Annotated in this window: 21 protein-coding genes; 20 read left to right on the top strand and 1 reads right to left on the bottom strand. The window is 35.7% G+C overall.

Going from position 1 to position 18,316, the window contains the following annotated elements:
• The 20 genes from BJL90_RS15795 (at position 1) to BJL90_RS15705 (ending at position 17,410) form a co-directional block, all read left to right on the top strand.
• Positions 1–444, top strand: a complete 444-nt coding sequence (locus BJL90_RS15795; RefSeq protein ID WP_070970130.1) for a hypothetical protein — start codon at positions 1–3, stop codon at positions 442–444.
• Entirely contained in the window at positions 444–605 is a 162-nt protein-coding gene (locus BJL90_RS22435; RefSeq protein WP_169824230.1) for a hypothetical protein, read from the top strand. Before BJL90_RS15795 ends, BJL90_RS22435 begins: the two co-directional genes overlap by 1 nt.
• A 3-nt stretch (positions 606–608) precedes the next feature.
• A complete protein-coding gene (locus BJL90_RS15790; protein ID WP_070970122.1) occupies positions 609–953 on the top strand; it encodes a hypothetical protein in 345 nt (114 codons plus the stop codon).
• The gene (locus BJL90_RS15785; protein ID WP_081562043.1) at positions 953–1,981 is read left to right on the top strand and encodes an SUMF1/EgtB/PvdO family nonheme iron enzyme; all 1,029 of its coding nucleotides are present in this window, start codon (positions 953–955) and stop codon (positions 1,979–1,981) included. Before BJL90_RS15790 ends, BJL90_RS15785 begins: the two co-directional genes overlap by 1 nt.
• A 72-nt stretch (positions 1,982–2,053) precedes the next feature.
• A complete protein-coding gene (gene avd / locus BJL90_RS15780; protein WP_070970117.1) occupies positions 2,054–2,395 on the top strand; it encodes a diversity-generating retroelement protein Avd in 342 nt (113 codons plus the stop codon).
• 313 nt (positions 2,396–2,708) lie between these two features.
• Entirely contained in the window at positions 2,709–3,794 is a 1,086-nt protein-coding gene (locus BJL90_RS15775) for a reverse transcriptase/maturase family protein (protein WP_070970114.1), read from the top strand.
• Between the two features lie 65 nt (positions 3,795–3,859).
• Positions 3,860–4,105, top strand: coding sequence for a hemolysin XhlA family protein (locus tag BJL90_RS15770; protein ID WP_070970111.1), 246 nt, complete (start codon positions 3,860–3,862; stop codon positions 4,103–4,105).
• Between the two features lie 14 nt (positions 4,106–4,119).
• Complete coding sequence (locus BJL90_RS22585; protein WP_081562042.1) at positions 4,120–5,598, top strand: SPOR domain-containing protein; 1,479 nt, start codon at positions 4,120–4,122, stop codon at positions 5,596–5,598.
• A 13-nt stretch (positions 5,599–5,611) separates the two neighbouring features.
• Positions 5,612–5,884 carry a hypothetical protein gene (locus tag BJL90_RS15760; RefSeq protein WP_070970108.1) on the top strand — a complete coding sequence of 91 codons (273 nt, stop codon included), beginning with the start codon at positions 5,612–5,614 and terminating at the stop codon, positions 5,882–5,884.
• Complete coding sequence (locus BJL90_RS15755) at positions 5,874–6,191, top strand: phage holin, LLH family (protein WP_070970105.1); 318 nt, start codon at positions 5,874–5,876, stop codon at positions 6,189–6,191. The genes BJL90_RS15760 and BJL90_RS15755 overlap by 11 nt, the downstream gene beginning before the upstream one ends.
• Positions 6,192–6,268: 77 nt before the next feature.
• Positions 6,269–7,699: a tRNA (N6-isopentenyl adenosine(37)-C2)-methylthiotransferase MiaB gene (miaB, locus tag BJL90_RS15750; protein WP_070970102.1), complete on the top strand. Its 1,431-nt coding sequence runs from the start codon at positions 6,269–6,271 to the stop codon at positions 7,697–7,699.
• Positions 7,700–7,902: 203 nt separating this feature from the next.
• Positions 7,903–10,524 carry a DNA mismatch repair protein MutS gene (gene mutS, locus BJL90_RS15745; protein ID WP_156778822.1) on the top strand — a complete coding sequence of 874 codons (2,622 nt, stop codon included), beginning with the start codon at positions 7,903–7,905 and terminating at the stop codon, positions 10,522–10,524.
• An 11-nt stretch (positions 10,525–10,535) separates the two neighbouring features.
• Positions 10,536–12,383 carry a DNA mismatch repair endonuclease MutL gene (mutL, locus tag BJL90_RS15740; protein WP_070970099.1) on the top strand — a complete coding sequence of 616 codons (1,848 nt, stop codon included), beginning with the start codon at positions 10,536–10,538 and terminating at the stop codon, positions 12,381–12,383.
• An 11-nt stretch (positions 12,384–12,394) separates the two neighbouring features.
• The gene (miaA, locus tag BJL90_RS15735) at positions 12,395–13,336 is read left to right on the top strand and encodes a tRNA (adenosine(37)-N6)-dimethylallyltransferase MiaA (protein WP_070970095.1); all 942 of its coding nucleotides are present in this window, start codon (positions 12,395–12,397) and stop codon (positions 13,334–13,336) included.
• A gap of 88 nt (positions 13,337–13,424) precedes the next feature.
• Entirely contained in the window at positions 13,425–13,658 is a 234-nt protein-coding gene (hfq, locus tag BJL90_RS15730; RefSeq protein ID WP_070970092.1) for an RNA chaperone Hfq, read from the top strand.
• 141 nt (positions 13,659–13,799) lie between these two features.
• The gene (locus tag BJL90_RS15725; RefSeq protein WP_169824229.1) at positions 13,800–14,753 is read left to right on the top strand and encodes an AAA family ATPase; all 954 of its coding nucleotides are present in this window, start codon (positions 13,800–13,802) and stop codon (positions 14,751–14,753) included.
• Entirely contained in the window at positions 14,750–15,355 is a 606-nt protein-coding gene (locus BJL90_RS15720; RefSeq protein WP_070970089.1) for a GTPase, read from the top strand. Before BJL90_RS15725 ends, BJL90_RS15720 begins: the two co-directional genes overlap by 4 nt.
• Positions 15,336–15,899, top strand: coding sequence for a UbiA prenyltransferase family protein (locus BJL90_RS15715; protein WP_070970086.1), 564 nt, complete (start codon positions 15,336–15,338; stop codon positions 15,897–15,899). Before BJL90_RS15720 ends, BJL90_RS15715 begins: the two co-directional genes overlap by 20 nt.
• Positions 15,900–15,909: 10 nt before the next feature.
• A complete protein-coding gene (locus tag BJL90_RS15710; protein WP_070970083.1) occupies positions 15,910–16,140 on the top strand; it encodes a hypothetical protein in 231 nt (76 codons plus the stop codon).
• Entirely contained in the window at positions 16,112–17,410 is a 1,299-nt protein-coding gene (locus tag BJL90_RS15705; protein WP_070970078.1) for a methionine gamma-lyase family protein, read from the top strand. Before BJL90_RS15710 ends, BJL90_RS15705 begins: the two co-directional genes overlap by 29 nt.
• Before the next feature lie 207 nt (positions 17,411–17,617).
• On the opposite strand, the gene lexA is transcribed toward BJL90_RS15705, so the two are convergent.
• Positions 17,618–18,244 (bottom strand): transcriptional repressor LexA, encoded by a 627-nt coding sequence (gene lexA, locus BJL90_RS15700; protein WP_070970076.1) that lies wholly within the window; start codon positions 18,242–18,244, stop codon positions 17,618–17,620.
• Positions 18,245–18,316 lie beyond the last annotated feature (72 nt).

Below are 18,316 nucleotides of genomic sequence, written 5' to 3'. Positions count from 1 at the left end.
GTGAACCCATATAACATCATAAAGTGGCAAGATGAAGTAAAGGATCAGAATGACAACATACTCCAGGAAGGTACCTTGCATGATGAAGTCAATATGAATCGTATGGAAGAAGGAATATACGAATCTAACTTAATGGCATCTATGCTAGTTCAAAGAGATCTCCAACAAAAAAGGGTACTAGCAGAGCTCGAGGGAGAGATAGGTGAAGTTTCCCTTTTGAACACAGATGCATTCCCTTTTAACAACTCCATAAAAACTGTAGCTATGGATAAACCTAGAGACACAACAGATTATAGAATCCATACCGAGGTAGTGTCTGCAGATGGAAATGTAGGCGATATTTTAATCACAGACAAGCAGTTAAATGGATTTAAGATTGCATTTACCGGCAGTGCTACTAACGTAACAATTAAATATTATATTCAAGGAGGCATGTATCAATAATGGCTAATTTTATAGTTAAAAATGATGATAGGAAACAGAGGCAAGAGCGAATCCTTAAAGACTTTGGCCAAAACTCTAAGACTGCCAGTAAAGAGGCTAAAGAAAAGGCTGAATATATAGCAGAAAAGACAATGGAAATAAAAAGGAATTGGAGGGTTTAAACAATGAATATCGTTGAAAAAAACCAAGGCGAAAAAACACCTTATTCTGTTGAAGGTACCAGACTCAATATAAATGATGAACTGATATTAGATTTATCAAGATATGAAAGGGATTTTGATGTTCATATCGATATATCGGAGGATTGGGCAGGAATGTTGGTGATGGGGTTAGGTGATCGATATGTAGCACAAATTGACATGCCAGCAAGAAAATACAATGAAATAGAAGTGGAAAACGACGAAGGAACTGAAGGCGAGGGAGAATCAACTACACTCGAACCGGTTCCTTTTTCTATGGAAAATGTAACTTTGACACTATGGGCATTAAAAGAAGGAGGGCTTAGATAATGAACTACGATATGTTGAAATTAGCTGTAGAAGGCTTGAGTGGTGGTAAAAACACCATTATCCTGGACGATAGAGGAATGCCAAGTTTCATGGTAAGAGTCCCTAAGTTAAGAAATTCGGATATTGTTGCAGGAGCTACTCAAAACACTCATCCAGCATTCATTGTTGATGGTGTGGAAAAAGACCTTTTGCATATTTCAAAATACCAAAACATTGTTAAAGACGACAGAGCATATAGCCTCCCGTTGATGGATCCAAGGGTATCTCTAACTTATGACCAAGCTAGAACTTTTAGCGAAAACAAAGGAATGGGATGGCACTTATTAACTAATGCAGAAAGAGCTGCACTAGCTTTGTGGTGCAAGAAAAACGGAACAATGCCAAGGGGTAATAATAATTATGGAAGTGATCACTCTGCAGCTCATGAAAGAGGAATAAAAACACATATGGCAGATGCAACTAGGATAGGAAGAGTGGCCACTGGATCTGGACCGGCAAGCTGGGCACACGATGGAACCACAGATGGAATTTACGATCTTAACGGAAATGTTTGGGAATGGTTTGGCGGATACAGGCTAGTTGACGGAGAAATCCAAATAATTCCTTACAACAATGCTGCAATGCATGTAAACCAAGGTGTTGATAGTACACTTTGGAAAGCTATCATGCCAGATGGTTCATTAGTAGACCCAGGAACACCAGGAACACTTAAATATGACGGTACCAGCACAATTAGACTCGCTACTTCAATCACAACAACAGGTACCCCGAGCACTGCATTTAAGGATCTAGCTTTAGAATCCGGCCTGGAAGTTCCGGAGATAGTGAAAGCCTTGGCACTTTATCCAGACGATAACAACATGGATGGTGATAGATTTTATTTGAACAACGATGGAGAAAGGTTGCCGAGGCTTGGTGGCAGCTGGGCGCACACGTCCACTGCTGGGGTGTTCGCTGTGAGCTTGGGCGGCACTCGCTCGAGCTCGGCCGCGGGCCTCGGGTTCCGCTCCGCTTATGTTGATCTGTAATCTGTGGAGCTGACAATCTGAAAGGCCTGCGATAGCGGGCCTTTATTTTACTTCAAGGAGATTGACGTTGATATGAATAAAGATCTAAAAATACTACAAAAAACTTATGACATGATTGTGTATGGAAACATATGCTTGAAAGAGTTCCCTAAACACGAAAAACACGTCATGGCAGCTAATATAAGGAGTTCGATGTATAGACTTCTCGAGCTTATTGTTAGGGCTAATAAAAAATATCACAAGAAAACAACATTACAGGATATCGATATTGAATTAGAATTATTGAGGACGTATATAAGGTTTTCTACGGATCCAAAGGTAAGGTATCTGACTTTAAGAAAGTATGAGAACTGGTCTAAAATGTTAAATGAAATAGGAAGAATGCTTGGGGGCTGGATGAAGTCAGTCAAGTAAATATAAATACGGGGAGTGGATCATGGTTGCCGAGGCTTGGTGGCAACTGGACGAACACGTCCAATGCTGGGGTGTTCGCTGTGAACTTGAACAACACTCGCTCGAACTCGAACACGAACATCGGGTTCCGCTCCGCTCATTTTCATCGCCAGAAGGCAAAATACCCAAGGGTGCTTGCACAGTGCATGGAAAATAAGGGGTCCATTTCCCTGCCCAAAAGGCAAAAAAATATATTGCTATGGAAATAGCTAGCAGGTTTATTCTCGAAGGGTGTTACACATAGCATAAATTCACAACATGGAAAGGACAAGACATGAAAAGATATGGCTACTTGTATGAGCAGATATACGATTTTGAAAATTTATACCTCGCTTATTTAGAGGCCAGAAAAGATAAACGATTTAGAGACGAGGTATTGGAATTCAGTGCAAACCTTGAAGAAAATCTAATCCAGATACAAAACGAGCTCATCTGGAAGATGTACAAGGTAGGCAATTATAGAGAATTTTATGTTTACGAACCAAAGAAAAGACTAATTATGGCCCTGCCATTTAAAGACAGGGTTGTACAATGGGCTGTTTACAGGATATTAAATCCTTTGTTTGAAAAAACCTATATAGAACACAGTTATGCTTGCAGAATAGGCAGAGGTACACATCAAGCAGCTAAAAAGCTGCAGTATTGGTTGAGGCAAATAGACAGAAAGCCACAAAAATATTACTACTTAAAAATGGATATATCTAAATATTTTTATAGGGTGGACCATTCTATAGCCTTGAAAATTTTAAGTAAAAAAATAAAGGACAAAGATGTGTTTTGGTTGATGAGAGAGATAATTCAAAGTGAGGATATGGCCTTTGGTTTACCGCTAGGTATGGAGCCAGGAGATTGCCCTAAGCATATGAGACTCCATGACAAAGGAATGCCTATAGGCAATCTTACAAGCCAGCTCCTAGCAAACATATACCTCAACGAATTAGATCAATTCTGTAAACACAAGCTGCAAATAAAGTATTTCATAAGGTATATGGATGACTTTATTATTTTACATCATGACAAGAAACATTTACACAGGTTAAAAGTGGAAATAGAGAACTTCCTAAATAGTCAACTAGAGCTCCACTTAAATAGAAAAACTTGTATAAGGCCTATATCTGTAGGCATTGAGTTTGTTGGATTTAGAGTATGGCCAACACATATGAAACTTAAAAAGAAAACAGCCAAAAAAATGAAGAGAAGGCTAAAATATTTACAGAAAGCCTATGCCAGAGGCGAGGTAACGTTTGAAGATGTAAACACCTGTGTGCAGAGTTACTTGGGCATACTGCAGCATTGCGACAGCTACTACTTAAAGTGTTCTATATTAAAAAGCTTTGTCCTTATCAGAAACTCATCATGAAGAAGGGAGGCAGAGACCAAGAATGTATTTAACCTATTACTATAAATTGCGAAAGGAGCTAGGCCATGGAGGATAGGGTGTGCATCGAAAAACACAGGAGTATAGAGCAAAGACTCAATACTCAAGACAGGAGACTTAATAATCATTCGGAGCGAATTGACAAGCTCGAACAACATCAGTCTCGTACAGAAACAAAAATAGAGAATCTGTGCGAGCAAATAAAGTCATTGGTAACCACAATAAAGTGGGCCATGGGTCTAACGATTACCACGTTGTTAGGCTTTTTTATTTGGTATATCCAAAATCTATAAAGGAGGAATTGATAATGAGTAACAGTCCGCTAGTAAATCACACCAATATTTCACCCAACAGCACAAATCCAAGACGAGACAAAATAAGAAAAATCACCATTCATCATGTGGCTGGTAATTTATCAGTCGAGCGAGTTGGCGAAATATTTAAGCCATCAAGCAGAAGGGCTAGCTCCAATTACGGTGTCGACAACAAGGGAAGAGTAGGGATGTATGTTGAAGAAAAAAATCGTGCCTGGACAAGCTCGAGTGCTGCAAATGACAATCAAGCGGTTACTATAGAAGTGTCAAACAACGGAGGAGCCCCTAATTGGCCTGTATCTGATGTAGCTCTAGAAAAAACAATAGAGTTATGTGTAGATATCTGTAAACGTAACGGTATAGAAAAGTTGAACTTTACAGGAGACGAAAAAGGCAACCTAACCATGCACAAATGGTTTGCAGCAACCAATTGTCCTGGACCATACCTAGAAAGCAAGTTCCCCTATATTGCAGATGAGGTAAACAAGAGATTGAATCCACCCAACTCCTCACCTTCTAGTGCCATAAGCATACTAGGGAAACCTACAGCAACTGTGGAACAAATGGAGGCCTGGGCAAAAAGTAAAAATGCAAACCAACTATTTATAGATCTTGCTCCTATTTTCTATGAAGAATCAGTAAAGGCAGGGGTTAATCCAATTGTGACCTATTGCCAAAGTGCTAAGGAAACAGGCTATATGAGATTTGGTGGAGTTCTCAATGCGAGCTTTAAAAATCCTTGTGGACTTAAAACTAATACAGGGGGATCCGACACAAATCCAAATGCACACCAAAGATTTAATACATGGGAAGAGGGGATCCAGGCACAGGTGGATCATCTAGCATTGTATGCTGGAGCTCCAGGATATCCTAAGCCGGGCACACCAGATCCTAGGCATTTTCCTCACTTAAAAGGTACTGCACAGACAGTTGAAGAACTGGGAGGAAAATGGGCACCGAGTCCAAGTTACGGAATGGACATCGCAAATATGGTTAAAGAATTAAAATCTACAAAGGCTGTCACAACCAGGGCGACGTATTATGTTCAGACAGGAGCTTATTCAAACAAAACCAATGCAGAGTCACAAATGAATCGTGTTAAAAATGCAGGTTTCGATGCTATTCTAAAGCAATCAAACGGATTATTTAAAGTTCAAACCGGTGCTTTTTCAGTAAAATCAAATGCAGAGAACCTTGAAAAACAATTAAAATCCAAAGGCTTTGATACCTATATCACTACTGCAGGTGGATCTGTAGTGACTACAGCTCCAGGACAGCCTGCCAAAGAAATGAAAGTAGGCAGCAAAGTTAAAGCAAAAAATGGTGCTAAAACTTACACCGGAGGCAACCTTGCCAGTTTTGTATATGCCAGAGTTTATGATGTGCAGCAGATAAGCGGAGACAGGGTGGTTATAGGTTCTAATGGCCAAGTAACTGCAGCAATGAAAAAGAATGATTTAATACTACAGTAAGGAGGTGGAAATTTTGGACCATATAACAGACAAAGAGCTTGAGAAATTGATAAAACAAAGACGTAAACAGAAAAAGAAAAACCGGTTCTCTAAGTTCATGGTAACCCTGGTTATATTGCTGAACACAGCCTTTACGGTAGCGGTACTGTACACATTCAAGAATGTTGGCCATGAACCAACAACTCTAATTGCTGCATGGTTTGCTTTTACAACAGGAGAGCTCTGGATGCTTTCCAGCATTAAAAAATCTAAAGTGAGAAAGGAAGATGATCAAGATGAATATTGATATAGCTATTAAAATTATAATCCCCATTATTGGAGCAGTGGTAACATATATCCTGGTGCCATGGATAAAAGAAAAGACCACTAAAGAACAAAGAGATAACTTAACCTTCTGGATTGAAGTGGCTGTTTTAGCTGTAGAGAAATACTACAAAGGGCAGTCCCAAAAAGGCGAATTGAAAAAAGAATATGTAATTGATTTCATTATGAATCAAGGGTTTAATATTCCAGAGGATCAGTTAAGCATACTAATTGATGCTGTAGTTGAAGAGGTTATAAATAAACCCAAAGAGCTATTTGACCAGGATTAATATCCTGGTCTTTTTTATTTAACAAGACTGAATAATTCTGTTATAATATATAAGAATATTTAAGAGGAGGAATTGCTATGAGCAAACGAGAAGAAGTTAAGGTTTCACAAGAAGAGCTAAATAGACAACGTGAAATCATAAATAAATTAAGAAAAATAAACGATGCAGAGTACGAGAGGACTGGCAAGAGAAAGAAACATCTCACTGTAACCTACGGTTGTCAAATGAATGAGCATGATTCAGAAAAATTATTAGGTATGCTTAAGGATATGGGTTATGTTGAAACTTCTGAAAAAGAAAAAGCAGATCTAATTATTTATAATACTTGTTGTGTAAGGGAAAATGCAGAGTTAAAGGTTTATGGAAACTTAGGAGCTTTAAAGCCCTTAAAAAAGAAAAATAGTGACTTAATGATTGCTGTGTGTGGGTGTATGATGCAACAGCCAAAGGTAGTAGAAGCAATCAAAAAAAAATATAAGCATGTTGACTTAGTTTTTGGTACCCATAACTTACATAAGTTTCCTGAACTCTTAGCAAACTGTAAACAAGCAGACAACATGCTGGTAGAGGTTTGGGAGGAGGAAGGAGAAATCATAGAGGGTATTCCTTCCATGAGAAAATATGGTGTAAAGGCCTTTGTAAATATCATGTTTGGATGCAATAATTTTTGCACCTATTGTATTGTTCCCTATACAAGAGGCCGCGAGCGTAGCAGAGAAATAAAGGAAATTGTGAATGAAGTTGTTGATTTAGCTAAGAATGGTACGAAAGAGATCACTTTATTGGGGCAAAATGTAAACTCCTATGGAAAAACTTTAGAAAATAAAACTGAATTTGCAGATTTGCTTAAAGAATTAAATAAGATTGATGGTATAGAAAGAATTCGATTTATGACGTCGCATCCAAAGGATTTATCCGAGAGCTTAATAGAAGCAATTGCCCATTATGATAAGGTTTGTGAACATATTCATTTGCCTTTTCAAGCAGGAAGTAATGCTATATTAAAAGCAATGAACAGAAACTATACGCAAGAAAGCTACTTAGGATTAGTAGAAAAGCTTAAAAAAGCTGTGCCAGATATTGCGATGACAACAGATATCATTGTTGGTTTTCCAGGAGAAACAGAGGAAGACTTTATGGATACCTTAAAAGTCGTGGAAGCGGTTAGATTTGATTCCGCCTTTACCTTCTTATACTCCGTCAGGGAAGGTACACCTGCTGCAAAAATGGAGACACAGGTAGATGATGAGATAAAGCATAAAAGATTTAACCAATTGGTGGAGACAGTGAACCAAATCAGCGCTGAGATCAATAGCTGCTACTTAAACAAAGAAGTAGAAGTTTTAGTTGAAGGTGTTAGTAAAACAGATCCGTCAAAATTGATGGGAAGAACAAGACAAAACAAATTAGTTAATTTCTCAGGGGGAGAAGAGCTTATAGGTAAGCTGGTAAGGGTGAAAGTTACAGAGCCAAAAACCTTCTCTCTTAATGGAGAAATCGTCAGCTAAGATAAAAAAACCCAGCAAACTTACGTAAGATAGACACGTAGGGAGACTGGGTTTTTCTTATAGAAACAGTTTGACATTAACAATCATAATAGATGTTATCATAAATGATAAGTTATTTATAACTTATTAAAATTCCTTGTTTCAAATAAAGCCATATTTGTTATAATGAAGCTATAGCTTTATTATGTTTAGGAGGTATATTATTGAGTAAACTAACGCCCATGATGCAACAATACACAGATATCAAAAACCTATATAAAGATGCATTACTATTTTTTAGATTAGGAGATTTTTATGAACTATTTTTTGATGATGCCATTACAGCCTCGAGAGAGCTGGAGATAGCCCTCACGGGAAGGGATTGTGGCTTAGATGAAAGGGCACCTATGTGTGGTGTGCCTCATCATTCGGTAAATAACTATATTAATCGTTTGATCGCAAAGGGCTACAAAGTAGCCATCTGCGATCAGGTAGAAGACCCTTCGGAGGCAAAGGGGATTGTAAAGCGAGATGTTGTAAGAATAATTACGCCTGGAACAGTGATAGATGCAGATTTATTAGAAGAAAAGAAAAATAATTATTTAATGTGCCTTTATGAAGGAAGTACAGGCGTGGGAATAAGCTATGTTGATATTTCTACGGGAGAATTATTTTCTACCGAGATTACAGAAGGAAATTTCCAGCAATCTCTACAGGATGAAATTTCAAAAGTACAGCCGAAAGAAATTATCTATTCTTCAGAAAATAAACACGTTTATGAAGTTCTTTATGCATATCAGAAAAAACTTGACTTTTATATGAATGAATATGAAGATTGGCGTTTTGAATATCAGCATGCATGCAAAGAACTACAGGAGCACTTCAAAATTCTTTCAGTAGATGGATTGGGTTTTCATGGAAATCACTTAGGGGTTTTTTCTACAGGTGCTCTAATTGATTATTTAAAAAACACGCAAAAACGCACCTTAAATCATCTTAATAAAGTTCAGATATATACTTTAAACACTACGATGATTTTAGACTTCACCACTAGAAGAAATCTTGAATTAGTGGAAACCATCAGGGATAAAAAGAAAAAAGGTTCCTTATTATGGGTACTGGACAAAACCATGACTTCTATGGGGGGGAGAATGCTTCGCAAATGGCTGGAAGAGCCCCTGCTAGATGTAAAGAAAATTCATGATCGATTAAATGCAGTTGAAGTGATTAAAGAAGATATCCTATTGAGAAAAGAATTAAAAGAAGCATTTAAAAATATCTATGACTTAGAAAGACTCTCTGGAAAAATATCTTATGGTAGTGTGAATGCTAGGGATTTAATTGCTTTAAAAAATTCCTTAATGAGCATTCCTAAAATAAAAGAAATTTTATGCAGCCAAGAATCTTGCCTGCTACAAAACTTGCAATCCCAGATCAATGAGCACCGAGAGATTACAACCTTAATTGAAAAAGCCATCTTAGACGAACCTTCCCCTAATATCAAAGAAGGAAATATGATAAAAGATGGATTTCATCGAGATCTTGATGAATTGAGAAGGGCTTCCAAGGAAGGTAAACTATGGATTAGTAGTTTAGAAGCAAAAGAACGAGACAAAACAGGTATCAAGTCATTGAAAATAGGGTATAATAAGGTTTTTGGCTATTTCATTGAAGTGACAAAATCTAATCTTCACATTGTCCCCAAAGAATATATCCGAAAACAAACCCTTGCAAATTGTGAAAGATATATTACGCCACAACTAAAGGAAATAGAACTAAAAGTTCTAGGTGCCGAAGAAAAAATAATTTTATTGGAGTATCAGCTTTTTCTTGAGATACGGGAAATCATAGAAAAAGAAGTTCCTAAAATTCAAGCAACAGCCCATGCCATTGCGCAGCTAGATGCCCTCTACTCTTTGGCAGAGGTTGCTTATGAAAATGGCTACATAAAACCATCAATGAATGATGGAGAAGCAATTCACATTCTTGAGGGAAGACATCCTGTAGTAGAAAAGATGTTAAATAACAATATGTTTATAGCAAATGACACCTACCTAGATCAGAAGGAAAACGGGATATCCATTATAACTGGTCCTAACATGGCAGGAAAATCAACCTATATGAGACAAGTTGCTTTGATTGTTCTTATGGCACAGATTGGATCTTTTGTACCAGCTAAAGCAGCTGCCATCGGTATCGTTGATAGGATTTTTACTAGAGTAGGCGCCAGTGATGATTTGGGACAAGGCCAAAGCACCTTTATGGTAGAAATGAGTGAAATGGCAAATATTTTAAACAATGCTTCTTCTAAAAGTTTATTAATATTAGATGAAATTGGAAGAGGCACCAGTACTTTTGATGGATTAAGTATAGCTTGGTCTGTGGTTGAATACATTAGTGATGTTTTAAAATGTAAAACCTTATTCTCCACCCACTACCATGAGTTGACGGAAATAGAAGGAAAGATGAAAACTGTTAAGAATTACCGTATTGCTGTTGAAGAAGAGGGGGAAGATATTGTCTTTTTAAGAAAGGTCATCGAAGGAAGTGCTGATAAAAGTTATGGCATCCAAGTTGCAAAATTGGCTGGACTTCCTAATCATGTTATTAAAAGAGCACAAGAAATCCTCATAGGGCTAGAGGAAGAAAAGAATACAGTACAATATAGTCAAGATCATAAAGTTGTTAAAGATACCATAAGCGAAACAAGTGAACAATTGAACTTTACAGCCTTCAATAATGAGGAGGTAATCAGAGAACTTAAAGGACTAAATCTTATGGAAACAACACCCATGGAGGCATTGAATATACTTTATCAGTTGCATAAAAAGGTCATTAATTTATAGGGAGGCAGGAGATGCAAAAAGCAATAAAACTTTTAGATAACTTAACGATTAATAAAATAGCTGCAGGAGAAGTAGTGGAGGGACCCCAATCTGTTGTAAAAGAATTAATTGAAAATGCTATTGACGCTGGTGCCACAAGTATTATTGTAGAAATAAAGGAAGGTGGTCAAAAGTTTATTAGAGTCACTGATAATGGAGGGGGTATCCATGAAGAAGACGTTGAAACAGCTTTTATGCGTCATGCTACTTCTAAAATACAATATTTAGAAGATTTAAACGTCACCTTGACGCTAGGCTTTAGAGGAGAGGCTTTAGCAAGTATTGCTGCTGTATCACAAATTCAGATGGTTACAAAACCCAAGGAACAATTACATGGTATTTCTTTGGATATAGTTGCAGGGAATGTAACAAATAAAAAACAAGTTGGTGCTCCCGATGGTACTACCATCATTGTAAAAAACTTGTTTTTCAACACACCAGCTAGACTAAAGTTTATGAAAACCCCTCAAAGCGATACAACAAAAATAGGAGAAATCATGTCAAGACTTGCCTTAAGTCAGCCTCATATCGCTTTCAAATATATTAACAATAATAATGTTATGTTTACTACTTCTGGTACTAATCGCTTAGACCAAACCATCTTATCTATATTAGATAAAGCATTATTTAAGAGTCTTATAGCTATGCGTGCTGCAAAGAAGGGTATTGAATTGGATGGTTATATAAGTCAGCCTAGCTATGTTAGAGGCAATAGAAACTATGAGATTGTTTTTGTTAATGGGCGATATGTTAAAAGCAAGTTTCTTTATCGATCAATTGAAGAGGCCTATAGAGAAAAACTACCTATTAATAAATTTCCTGTATGTATTTTAAACTTAAAGATTGATCCTAGTTTAGTAGATATTAATGTCCATCCAACAAAAACAGAAATAAAATTTCATGATGAAGAGATCCTTTATGAAGTGATCTATGATAGTATTACTTCTGCTCTATCAAAAAACACTTTGGTGCCTAAACTTTCGTTGCATAGTAAACAAAGCAATTCATCTATAGGAGCAACTTTTACGAATCCTGTTTATAGGGAGAATAAAAGCATCTATAGTACACATAATAACAATAAATCCAATAGTTTACAAATGTCCTTCGAAGAGAAGAAGGATTACGATGTAACTACTAAAACACCAGTGACTGAAAATACGATTACTAGTTTTCCCAAAAAGCCCATGCGGTTGCAGGAGGAGAATCCTCAATTAGAAACGACACAGGAAAATTTTCTTAGTACTTTGCTAAATAATTATAAAGTTATAGGACAATTATTTGATACTTATGTTATTATAGAAAAGGATCTTTGCATGTATCTTATTGATCAACATGCTGCTCATGAAAGATTGGTTTACAATAAAATGTTACAAGAATTTATAAATGATCGTGTTACTACGCAAAGTCTATTAGCACCAAAACTTTTAGATTTATCCCATGAAGATTTTCTGTTCATGACGCAATATATAGACAAATTTAAAAAACTTGGTTTCAATATCGAAATCTTTGGCAATAATACGATTTTGATTAGAGAAGTTCCCTTAATTATGGGAGTGCCTAGAGATTTTGATTTTATGTTAAAAATCATTGATGAGCTAAAAAATGACCCTACGAGTGATACATATTTCAATGAAACGATTATTAGAAAATCCTGTAGAGAAGCCATTAAAGCAATGGATAAACTTCATATTTCTGAAATTCATGGGTTGATAAAGGATCTAAGTACAATACAACCTCCCTTAACTTGTCCACATGGGAGACCAATTTTGTTATCTTTAACAAAGTATGAGATAGAAAAACATTTTAAAAGAATTCAATAGGAGGAGATGCCTTGAAGAAAAAGCTGTTAATCCTTGTGGGCCCTACTGCAGTCGGCAAAACGGATACCTCTATAGAGCTAGCTATGAGATTAGAGGGGGAAATCATATCAGCTGACTCTATGCAAATTTATAAACTTATGAACATCGGAACTGCAAAACCTTCTGTAGAAGAAATGCAAGGAATTCCTCATTATTTGATGGATATTATAATGCCAAACGAAGATTTTTCAGTAGCGGCATTTCAGCAGAAGGCAAAAGCAGCTATAGAAGAAATAACCAATAAAAAGAAACTTCCCATTATCGTAGGTGGTACGGGTTTATATGTGAATGCTATTATTTATAATATGGACTTTACCTCTACAGTTTCTAATTGGCAGTTGAGAAATCAATTACAAGAAGAAGCGCTTAAATACGGAAATGAATACCTTCATAATAAGCTGAGGGAAATAGATCCTGAAGCAGCAGAAAGAATACATAAAAACAATGTAAAGAGAGTTATTCGAGCGATAGAAGTATTTCATGAAAGTGGAGAAAAGATAGGAAATTTTCGGGAAGATGTTCAGTTCAATGATGCATATAACTTTATTTTAATAGGCCTCACTCGGGACAGAGAAGAGTTATATACTAGGATTAACCACCGTGTCGATATCATGATGAAGGAAGGTTTGGTGCAAGAAGTAAGAAATTTACTAGAAATGGGTTATCCAGAAGACTTGGTGGCCTTTAAGGGCCTAGGTTATAAAGAAGTGATTCATTATTTAAAAGGAAATGCAAGTTTACAGGAAACCGTTGATATTATCAAAAGAGATACCAGAAGATACGCTAAGAGACAATTAACCTGGTTTAGACGTTTTGAAAATATTCAGTGGTATAATTTATCGGAATATCCTTCAAAAGAAAAATTAATTAACAATATTCAAGAATATATAGAAGGACATTTTAATGTGTTATAGAATATTAATACTAATATAGAGGTTCTGATGAGCAATACAAAAAGTCTTACATGAAGCAAACTTTAGGATAATTGAAGGAGGGTAAAAAATGAAAAATAATATTAACTTACAAGATATCTTTTTGAATCAAGTAAGAAAAGAAAGTCTTCCAATAACTATATATTTAGTGAATGGATTTCAACTAAAAGGTTTGGTAAAGGGCTTTGATAACTATACGATTGTCTTAGATACTGATGGTAAACAGCAATTGATTTACAAACATGCTATTTCAACAATTGCTCCCAGCAGCAACATCAACTTTATGCAAAATACTAAGCAATAACATTGGAAAAACCAAGCAAAGTGAATAAATCTTTTAAACTTCTCAAGGGATATCCCTTGAGAAGTTTTTTTGTCACATTTTTTCTTTCCTAAGAATATGATAATATAGTATCTATTTTGAGGTGATAGGATGACAAATAAAATGAAAAAAGAAATGGATTATTTATATCAGTTGGTAAGAAAGGGCGATATGGGAAGCAATGATTTTTTAAATCATTTGATAAATGATACAAAAAATCACAAAGAATTATCTAAAAATGCTGAAACCAGCAATACAGAATCATTAGATGAGGTTATGAAGGAATTACAGCAGCTAATAGGTTTAGATGATGTTAAAAATATGGTAAATGAAATTGTAGCTTATGTTGAAATACAACAAAAAAGAAGGTTGCAGGGATTAAACGCTTCTCCGCTTGTACTACATATGGTTTTTAAAGGAAATCCTGGGACAGGAAAAACCACTGTAGCCAGAATACTTGGAAGAATATTTAAAGCAATGGGTTTATTAGAAAAAGGACATATGATTGAGATTGAAAGAGCTGATTTGGTTGGAGAGTATATTGGACATACCGCTTTAAAAGTAAGAGAACAAGTAAAACAAGGGTTAGGAGGTATTCTTTTTATAGACGAAGCATATTCTTTAGCAAGGGGAGGAGAAAAGGATTTTGGCAAAGAAGCCATTGATGCTTTAGTAAAAGCGATGGAAGATCATAAGGATGAATTTATACTGATTTTAGCGGGGTATCAAGAGGAGATGGAAGGTTTTTTAAATATCAATCCTGGCCTTAAGTCAAGGTTTCCTATACATATTGACTTTAAGGATTATTCTATTGAAGAATTGGTGGAAATCGCAGAGTCCATGGTGGATGAAAGACAGTACACTATCTCTAGGCCAGCCAAAGCAAAGCTTTATAATATCTTAGCCTCTAAACGAAGAAGCGATGAACGCTATGCTGGAAATGCACGCCTTGTAAGAAACTTAATTGAAAAATCTATTCGAAGACATGCAGTGAGATTGAAAAAACAATCTTTCTGTACTAGAGAGGATTTAATGATTTTAAAAAAAGAGGATTTTATGGATGGTGAGAATATATGAGCAATTGTATATTACTAGGTAAACCTAATGTTGGAAAAACATCTTTCTTTTTAAATTTTGCTGAGTTTTTAGGTATAAACAGATGCACCTTAGAATTTATGGATTTTGAGGGAAATGCTGTGGCAAAACATTATTCAGTAAATGTAGCAAAAAACTATTTAATAAGTGCCTCTCCCTTTAAAACAAAGGATGTCTGCAAAATAAAACTGTCTATTCCAGTCTACAAAGGTAGATCAGATTTTCTATTACATGATACAGGCGGATTAATGGATGGCATTCATAAAGATGAGAATGTCAGAAAATCTATGGCAGAGACCCTTAAATATTTATATTTATCTAATATCGTTTTACATATGATAGACACCTCTACAATTTTTACAAATCAAATAAGCACCATGAGTGAAATTGACTATCAAATTAACAAGTATGGTAACAGCAAGGGTTGCTACTGTATTTTAGCGAACAAGATGGATTTAAGTGAAGGAGAAAAGGGGCTTGCGTTTCTTAAGAATAAATTTAGAAATACTTACATTCTTCCTATATCTGCTTTAAAGGGGATGGGGTTTGGGGAGGTGAAGCAATTTGTTGCTAGAAATATTTAGAAAATACATAGGCATACTACTAATAGGTATTGTTATCAAGCTATTAGATGATGATGTAGATGAAGATAAAAGAAATAAAAGCTTTCACAGCAAAATTTATCGTGATCTTACTGCTTATAAACTACCTTACTGCCTTTTATTTCTATCTTTATCCATGCTTTTAGAAACTTATCTTGTTTTTTCTTTATTTACCTGTGCCTATATGATTGGTATGTTTCACTTTCCTGGTCAAAAATTACCTTTACATTTAAAAGCTTATCAAGAAATGGCCTTACTTGCCATCATCAATATTTTTTTTATACCTTTAGAAATTTTTTTCTTTGCCTTCACATCCATTCTTCTCATCCAACTTATAGATGATTTAATGGATAAGGCCTATGATTTTAAATATGGTTATAAAAATTTTGTAAATAAGTTTGGAAAAGGAGAAATAATTCTTGTAAGTAGTATTCTACTGATTTTGTGTTTAATGTTATCTTGGACAAACACGATGATAGTATTATCCTCTAGTTTTTTTATAAACTACTTGTATTCTAAAATATAGGAGGTGTATAATGTTGTATGGCTATATACTGATTTCTTGTTTAGTCTTGTTATTGCTTGGCTATAGTATCGGAAGAAGGATAGGCATAAAGGAAGGAAGCAAAAAAGCACGCAGTCACGCAGTGATTGAATTAAAACTAGATTACTATCATCATAAAAAGTGTCCTATTTGCGCTAATAATAGGGCTCCTACGGAAGAGGAGGAAAAGATAGATGTACCACGACAAAGAAATATTACATAATCTTTTTGGTATTGAGAAAAATCTTCTTAATAAAATGGAAGAGATAGAAAAGGACTTGGATTTAATTTTTAAACAGGTAGATACTAGCAAGAGCTTTAACCAATATAAGATACTGTCTGCAATGCAGGAGTGTAAGTTAAGTGACCAGCATTTTAACTGGACAACAGGTTATGGCTACAATGATTTAGGACGAGATAAATTAGAAGAGGTATATGCGAAGGTTTTTAAAACAGAAGATGCCATCGTCAGGCCAACCATTGCTAATGGCACCCACGCTTTAACCCTATGTTTAACTGGTTTACTTCAATCTGGAGATGAAATGGTTGCCGTTACTGGTAAACCTTATGATACCTTAGATAAATTAATTGGTATTAGCGGTGATTATAGGGGGAGCTTTAAAAATACCAATATCAACTATAAACAAATAGATTTTTTGGAAAATGGAGAAGTAGACTTTGCATCTATTGAAAAAGAAGTTACCGAAAAGACAAGGTTAGTATATATTCAAAGATCTACAGGCTACGGCTTTAGAAAAGCTTTAAATATTGAAACCATAGAAAAAATTATTCGCTTGGTAAAAAGCAAGTATCCGCATATCCTATGTATGGTAGATAACTGCTATGGAGAATTTCTTGAAACCAAAGAACCAACAGAAGTAGGGGCAGATATTTTAGCAGGTTCTCTGATTAAAAATCCTGGTGGGGGACTAGCTTTATCTGGAGGCTATATTGTAGGAAAAAAAGCACTTATAGAGTTAATTTCTTATAAGTTGACTTCTCCAGGTATAGGTAAGGAATGTGGCCTCACCTTTGGCATGTCTAGAACTATGTTTCAAGGACTTTTTTTAGCGCCTCATACTGTAAGCGGCGCAATAAAAGGCGCTATTTTTTGCTCGAAACTATTTGAAGAAGAAGGTTATGAGGTGCAGCCTAAGCACAAGGATCAAAGAAGTGATATTATACAAGCAGTAAAGCTAGAGGATAAGGAAAAAGTTCTGGCTTTTTGTAGAGGGATTCAGGAAGCAGCCCCTGTGGATGCCTTTGTAACACCAGTTCCTTGGGATATGCCGGGGTATGATCATCCTGTTATTATGGCGGCTGGTGCTTTTGTGCAGGGCTCCTCTATTGAACTCAGCGCCGATGCCCCCATAAGACCTCCTTATATTGTCTATTTCCAAGGAGGCCTGACTTACGAACATAGTAAACTGGGGGTACTAAAGGCCCTTCAAAATATAAAAAATTTATCACATGCACATGATAGTATAGTGTAGGTACGAGACACTATACTTGAATTTTAATATACTAAGGGCTACATTACTTTCAAAAAAAAAATCACTCTGCACCGCCATGCAGAGTGATTAATAACATTTAAATCATCATAGTGGTAATCGCATTTTGCGAATCCGATTACCTTTATCTACAGTATAACATACATTTAGAAAATCAAACAAGGTTTCCAGTTGTAAAATATAATACATTTACATTTTTCGGAAAACACCTATAACCTTCCCTAAAATAGCAACATCCTTCACAATAATAGGCTCCATATACTTGTTTTCCGGCTGTAATCTTACGTGATCTCCCTCGTGATAAAATCTTTTTACGGTAGCTTCATTCTCTAATAATGCCACCACAATATCCCCATTAGCAGCGTGGGATTGTTTGCGAACAATCACATAGTCTCCATCTAATATCCCAGTTTCAATCATACTTTCACCCTTAATCGACAGAATAAAGACATCTTCGTTACTATTGCTTAGAAAATCTATAGGTAAAGGAAAAGTTTCCTCTATATTTTCTACCGCTAAAATAGGCTCCCCAGCTGTAACTTTACCAAGAATAGGCACATGAATAATTTCCTTATGTAGCTTTACATCATAATGATCGTCACCGCTTAAAATTTCTATCGCTCTAGGTTTGGTAGGATCTCTTCGGATATATCCTTTTTCTTCTAATTTGTTTAAATGACCATGCACTGTTGAAGTAGATCTTAGACCAACAGCTTGACACATTTCTCTTACAGAAGGTGGATAACCTTTAGAACTTATTTCTTGTTTCATGTATTTTAAAATTTCTAATTGTTTACTACTCAAGTCTTCATACATACAAGCAAAGGCTCCTTTCTACATCTCTAGTTACCTTTTATTATAGCACATAATCACAATATTACAAAACAT

It is taken from the genome of Clostridium formicaceticum (assembly GCF_001854185.1).
GTDB classification, from domain to species: Bacteria; Bacillota; Clostridia; order Peptostreptococcales; family Natronincolaceae; genus Andreesenella; species Andreesenella formicacetica.
The sequence above is the reverse complement of the archived record's forward strand: the minus strand, read 5'-3'. Positions and strand labels throughout refer to the sequence as shown.

Excerpts from the sequence above, each read along its gene's own strand:
- BJL90_RS15725 (WP_169824229.1), top strand. The coding sequence starts at position 13,800 with ATGAAAAAAGAAATGGATTATTTATATCAGTTGGTAAGAAAGGGCGAT.
- BJL90_RS15720 (WP_070970089.1), top strand. The coding sequence starts at position 14,750 with ATGAGCAATTGTATATTACTAGGTAAACCTAATGTTGGAAAAACATCT.
- BJL90_RS15770 (WP_070970111.1), top strand. The coding sequence starts at position 3,860 with ATGGAGGATAGGGTGTGCATCGAAAAACACAGGAGTATAGAGCAAAGA.
- hfq (WP_070970092.1), top strand. The coding sequence starts at position 13,425 with ATGAAAAATAATATTAACTTACAAGATATCTTTTTGAATCAAGTAAGA.
- BJL90_RS22435 (WP_169824230.1), top strand. The coding sequence starts at position 444 with ATGGCTAATTTTATAGTTAAAAATGATGATAGGAAACAGAGGCAAGAG.
- BJL90_RS15785 (WP_081562043.1), top strand. The coding sequence starts at position 953 with ATGAACTACGATATGTTGAAATTAGCTGTAGAAGGCTTGAGTGGTGGT.
- BJL90_RS15710 (WP_070970083.1), top strand. The coding sequence starts at position 15,910 with ATGTTGTATGGCTATATACTGATTTCTTGTTTAGTCTTGTTATTGCTT.
- lexA (WP_070970076.1), bottom strand. The coding sequence starts at position 18,244 with ATGTATGAAGACTTGAGTAGTAAACAATTAGAAATTTTAAAATACATG.
- BJL90_RS15790 (WP_070970122.1), top strand. The coding sequence starts at position 609 with ATGAATATCGTTGAAAAAAACCAAGGCGAAAAAACACCTTATTCTGTT.
- BJL90_RS15755 (WP_070970105.1), top strand. The coding sequence starts at position 5,874 with ATGAATATTGATATAGCTATTAAAATTATAATCCCCATTATTGGAGCA.
- BJL90_RS15705 (WP_070970078.1), top strand. The coding sequence starts at position 16,112 with ATGTACCACGACAAAGAAATATTACATAATCTTTTTGGTATTGAGAAA.
- BJL90_RS22585 (WP_081562042.1), top strand. The coding sequence starts at position 4,120 with ATGAGTAACAGTCCGCTAGTAAATCACACCAATATTTCACCCAACAGC.
- BJL90_RS15775 (WP_070970114.1), top strand. The coding sequence starts at position 2,709 with ATGAAAAGATATGGCTACTTGTATGAGCAGATATACGATTTTGAAAAT.
- avd (WP_070970117.1), top strand. The coding sequence starts at position 2,054 with ATGAATAAAGATCTAAAAATACTACAAAAAACTTATGACATGATTGTG.
- mutL (WP_070970099.1), top strand. The coding sequence starts at position 10,536 with ATGCAAAAAGCAATAAAACTTTTAGATAACTTAACGATTAATAAAATA.
- miaB (WP_070970102.1), top strand. The coding sequence starts at position 6,269 with ATGAGCAAACGAGAAGAAGTTAAGGTTTCACAAGAAGAGCTAAATAGA.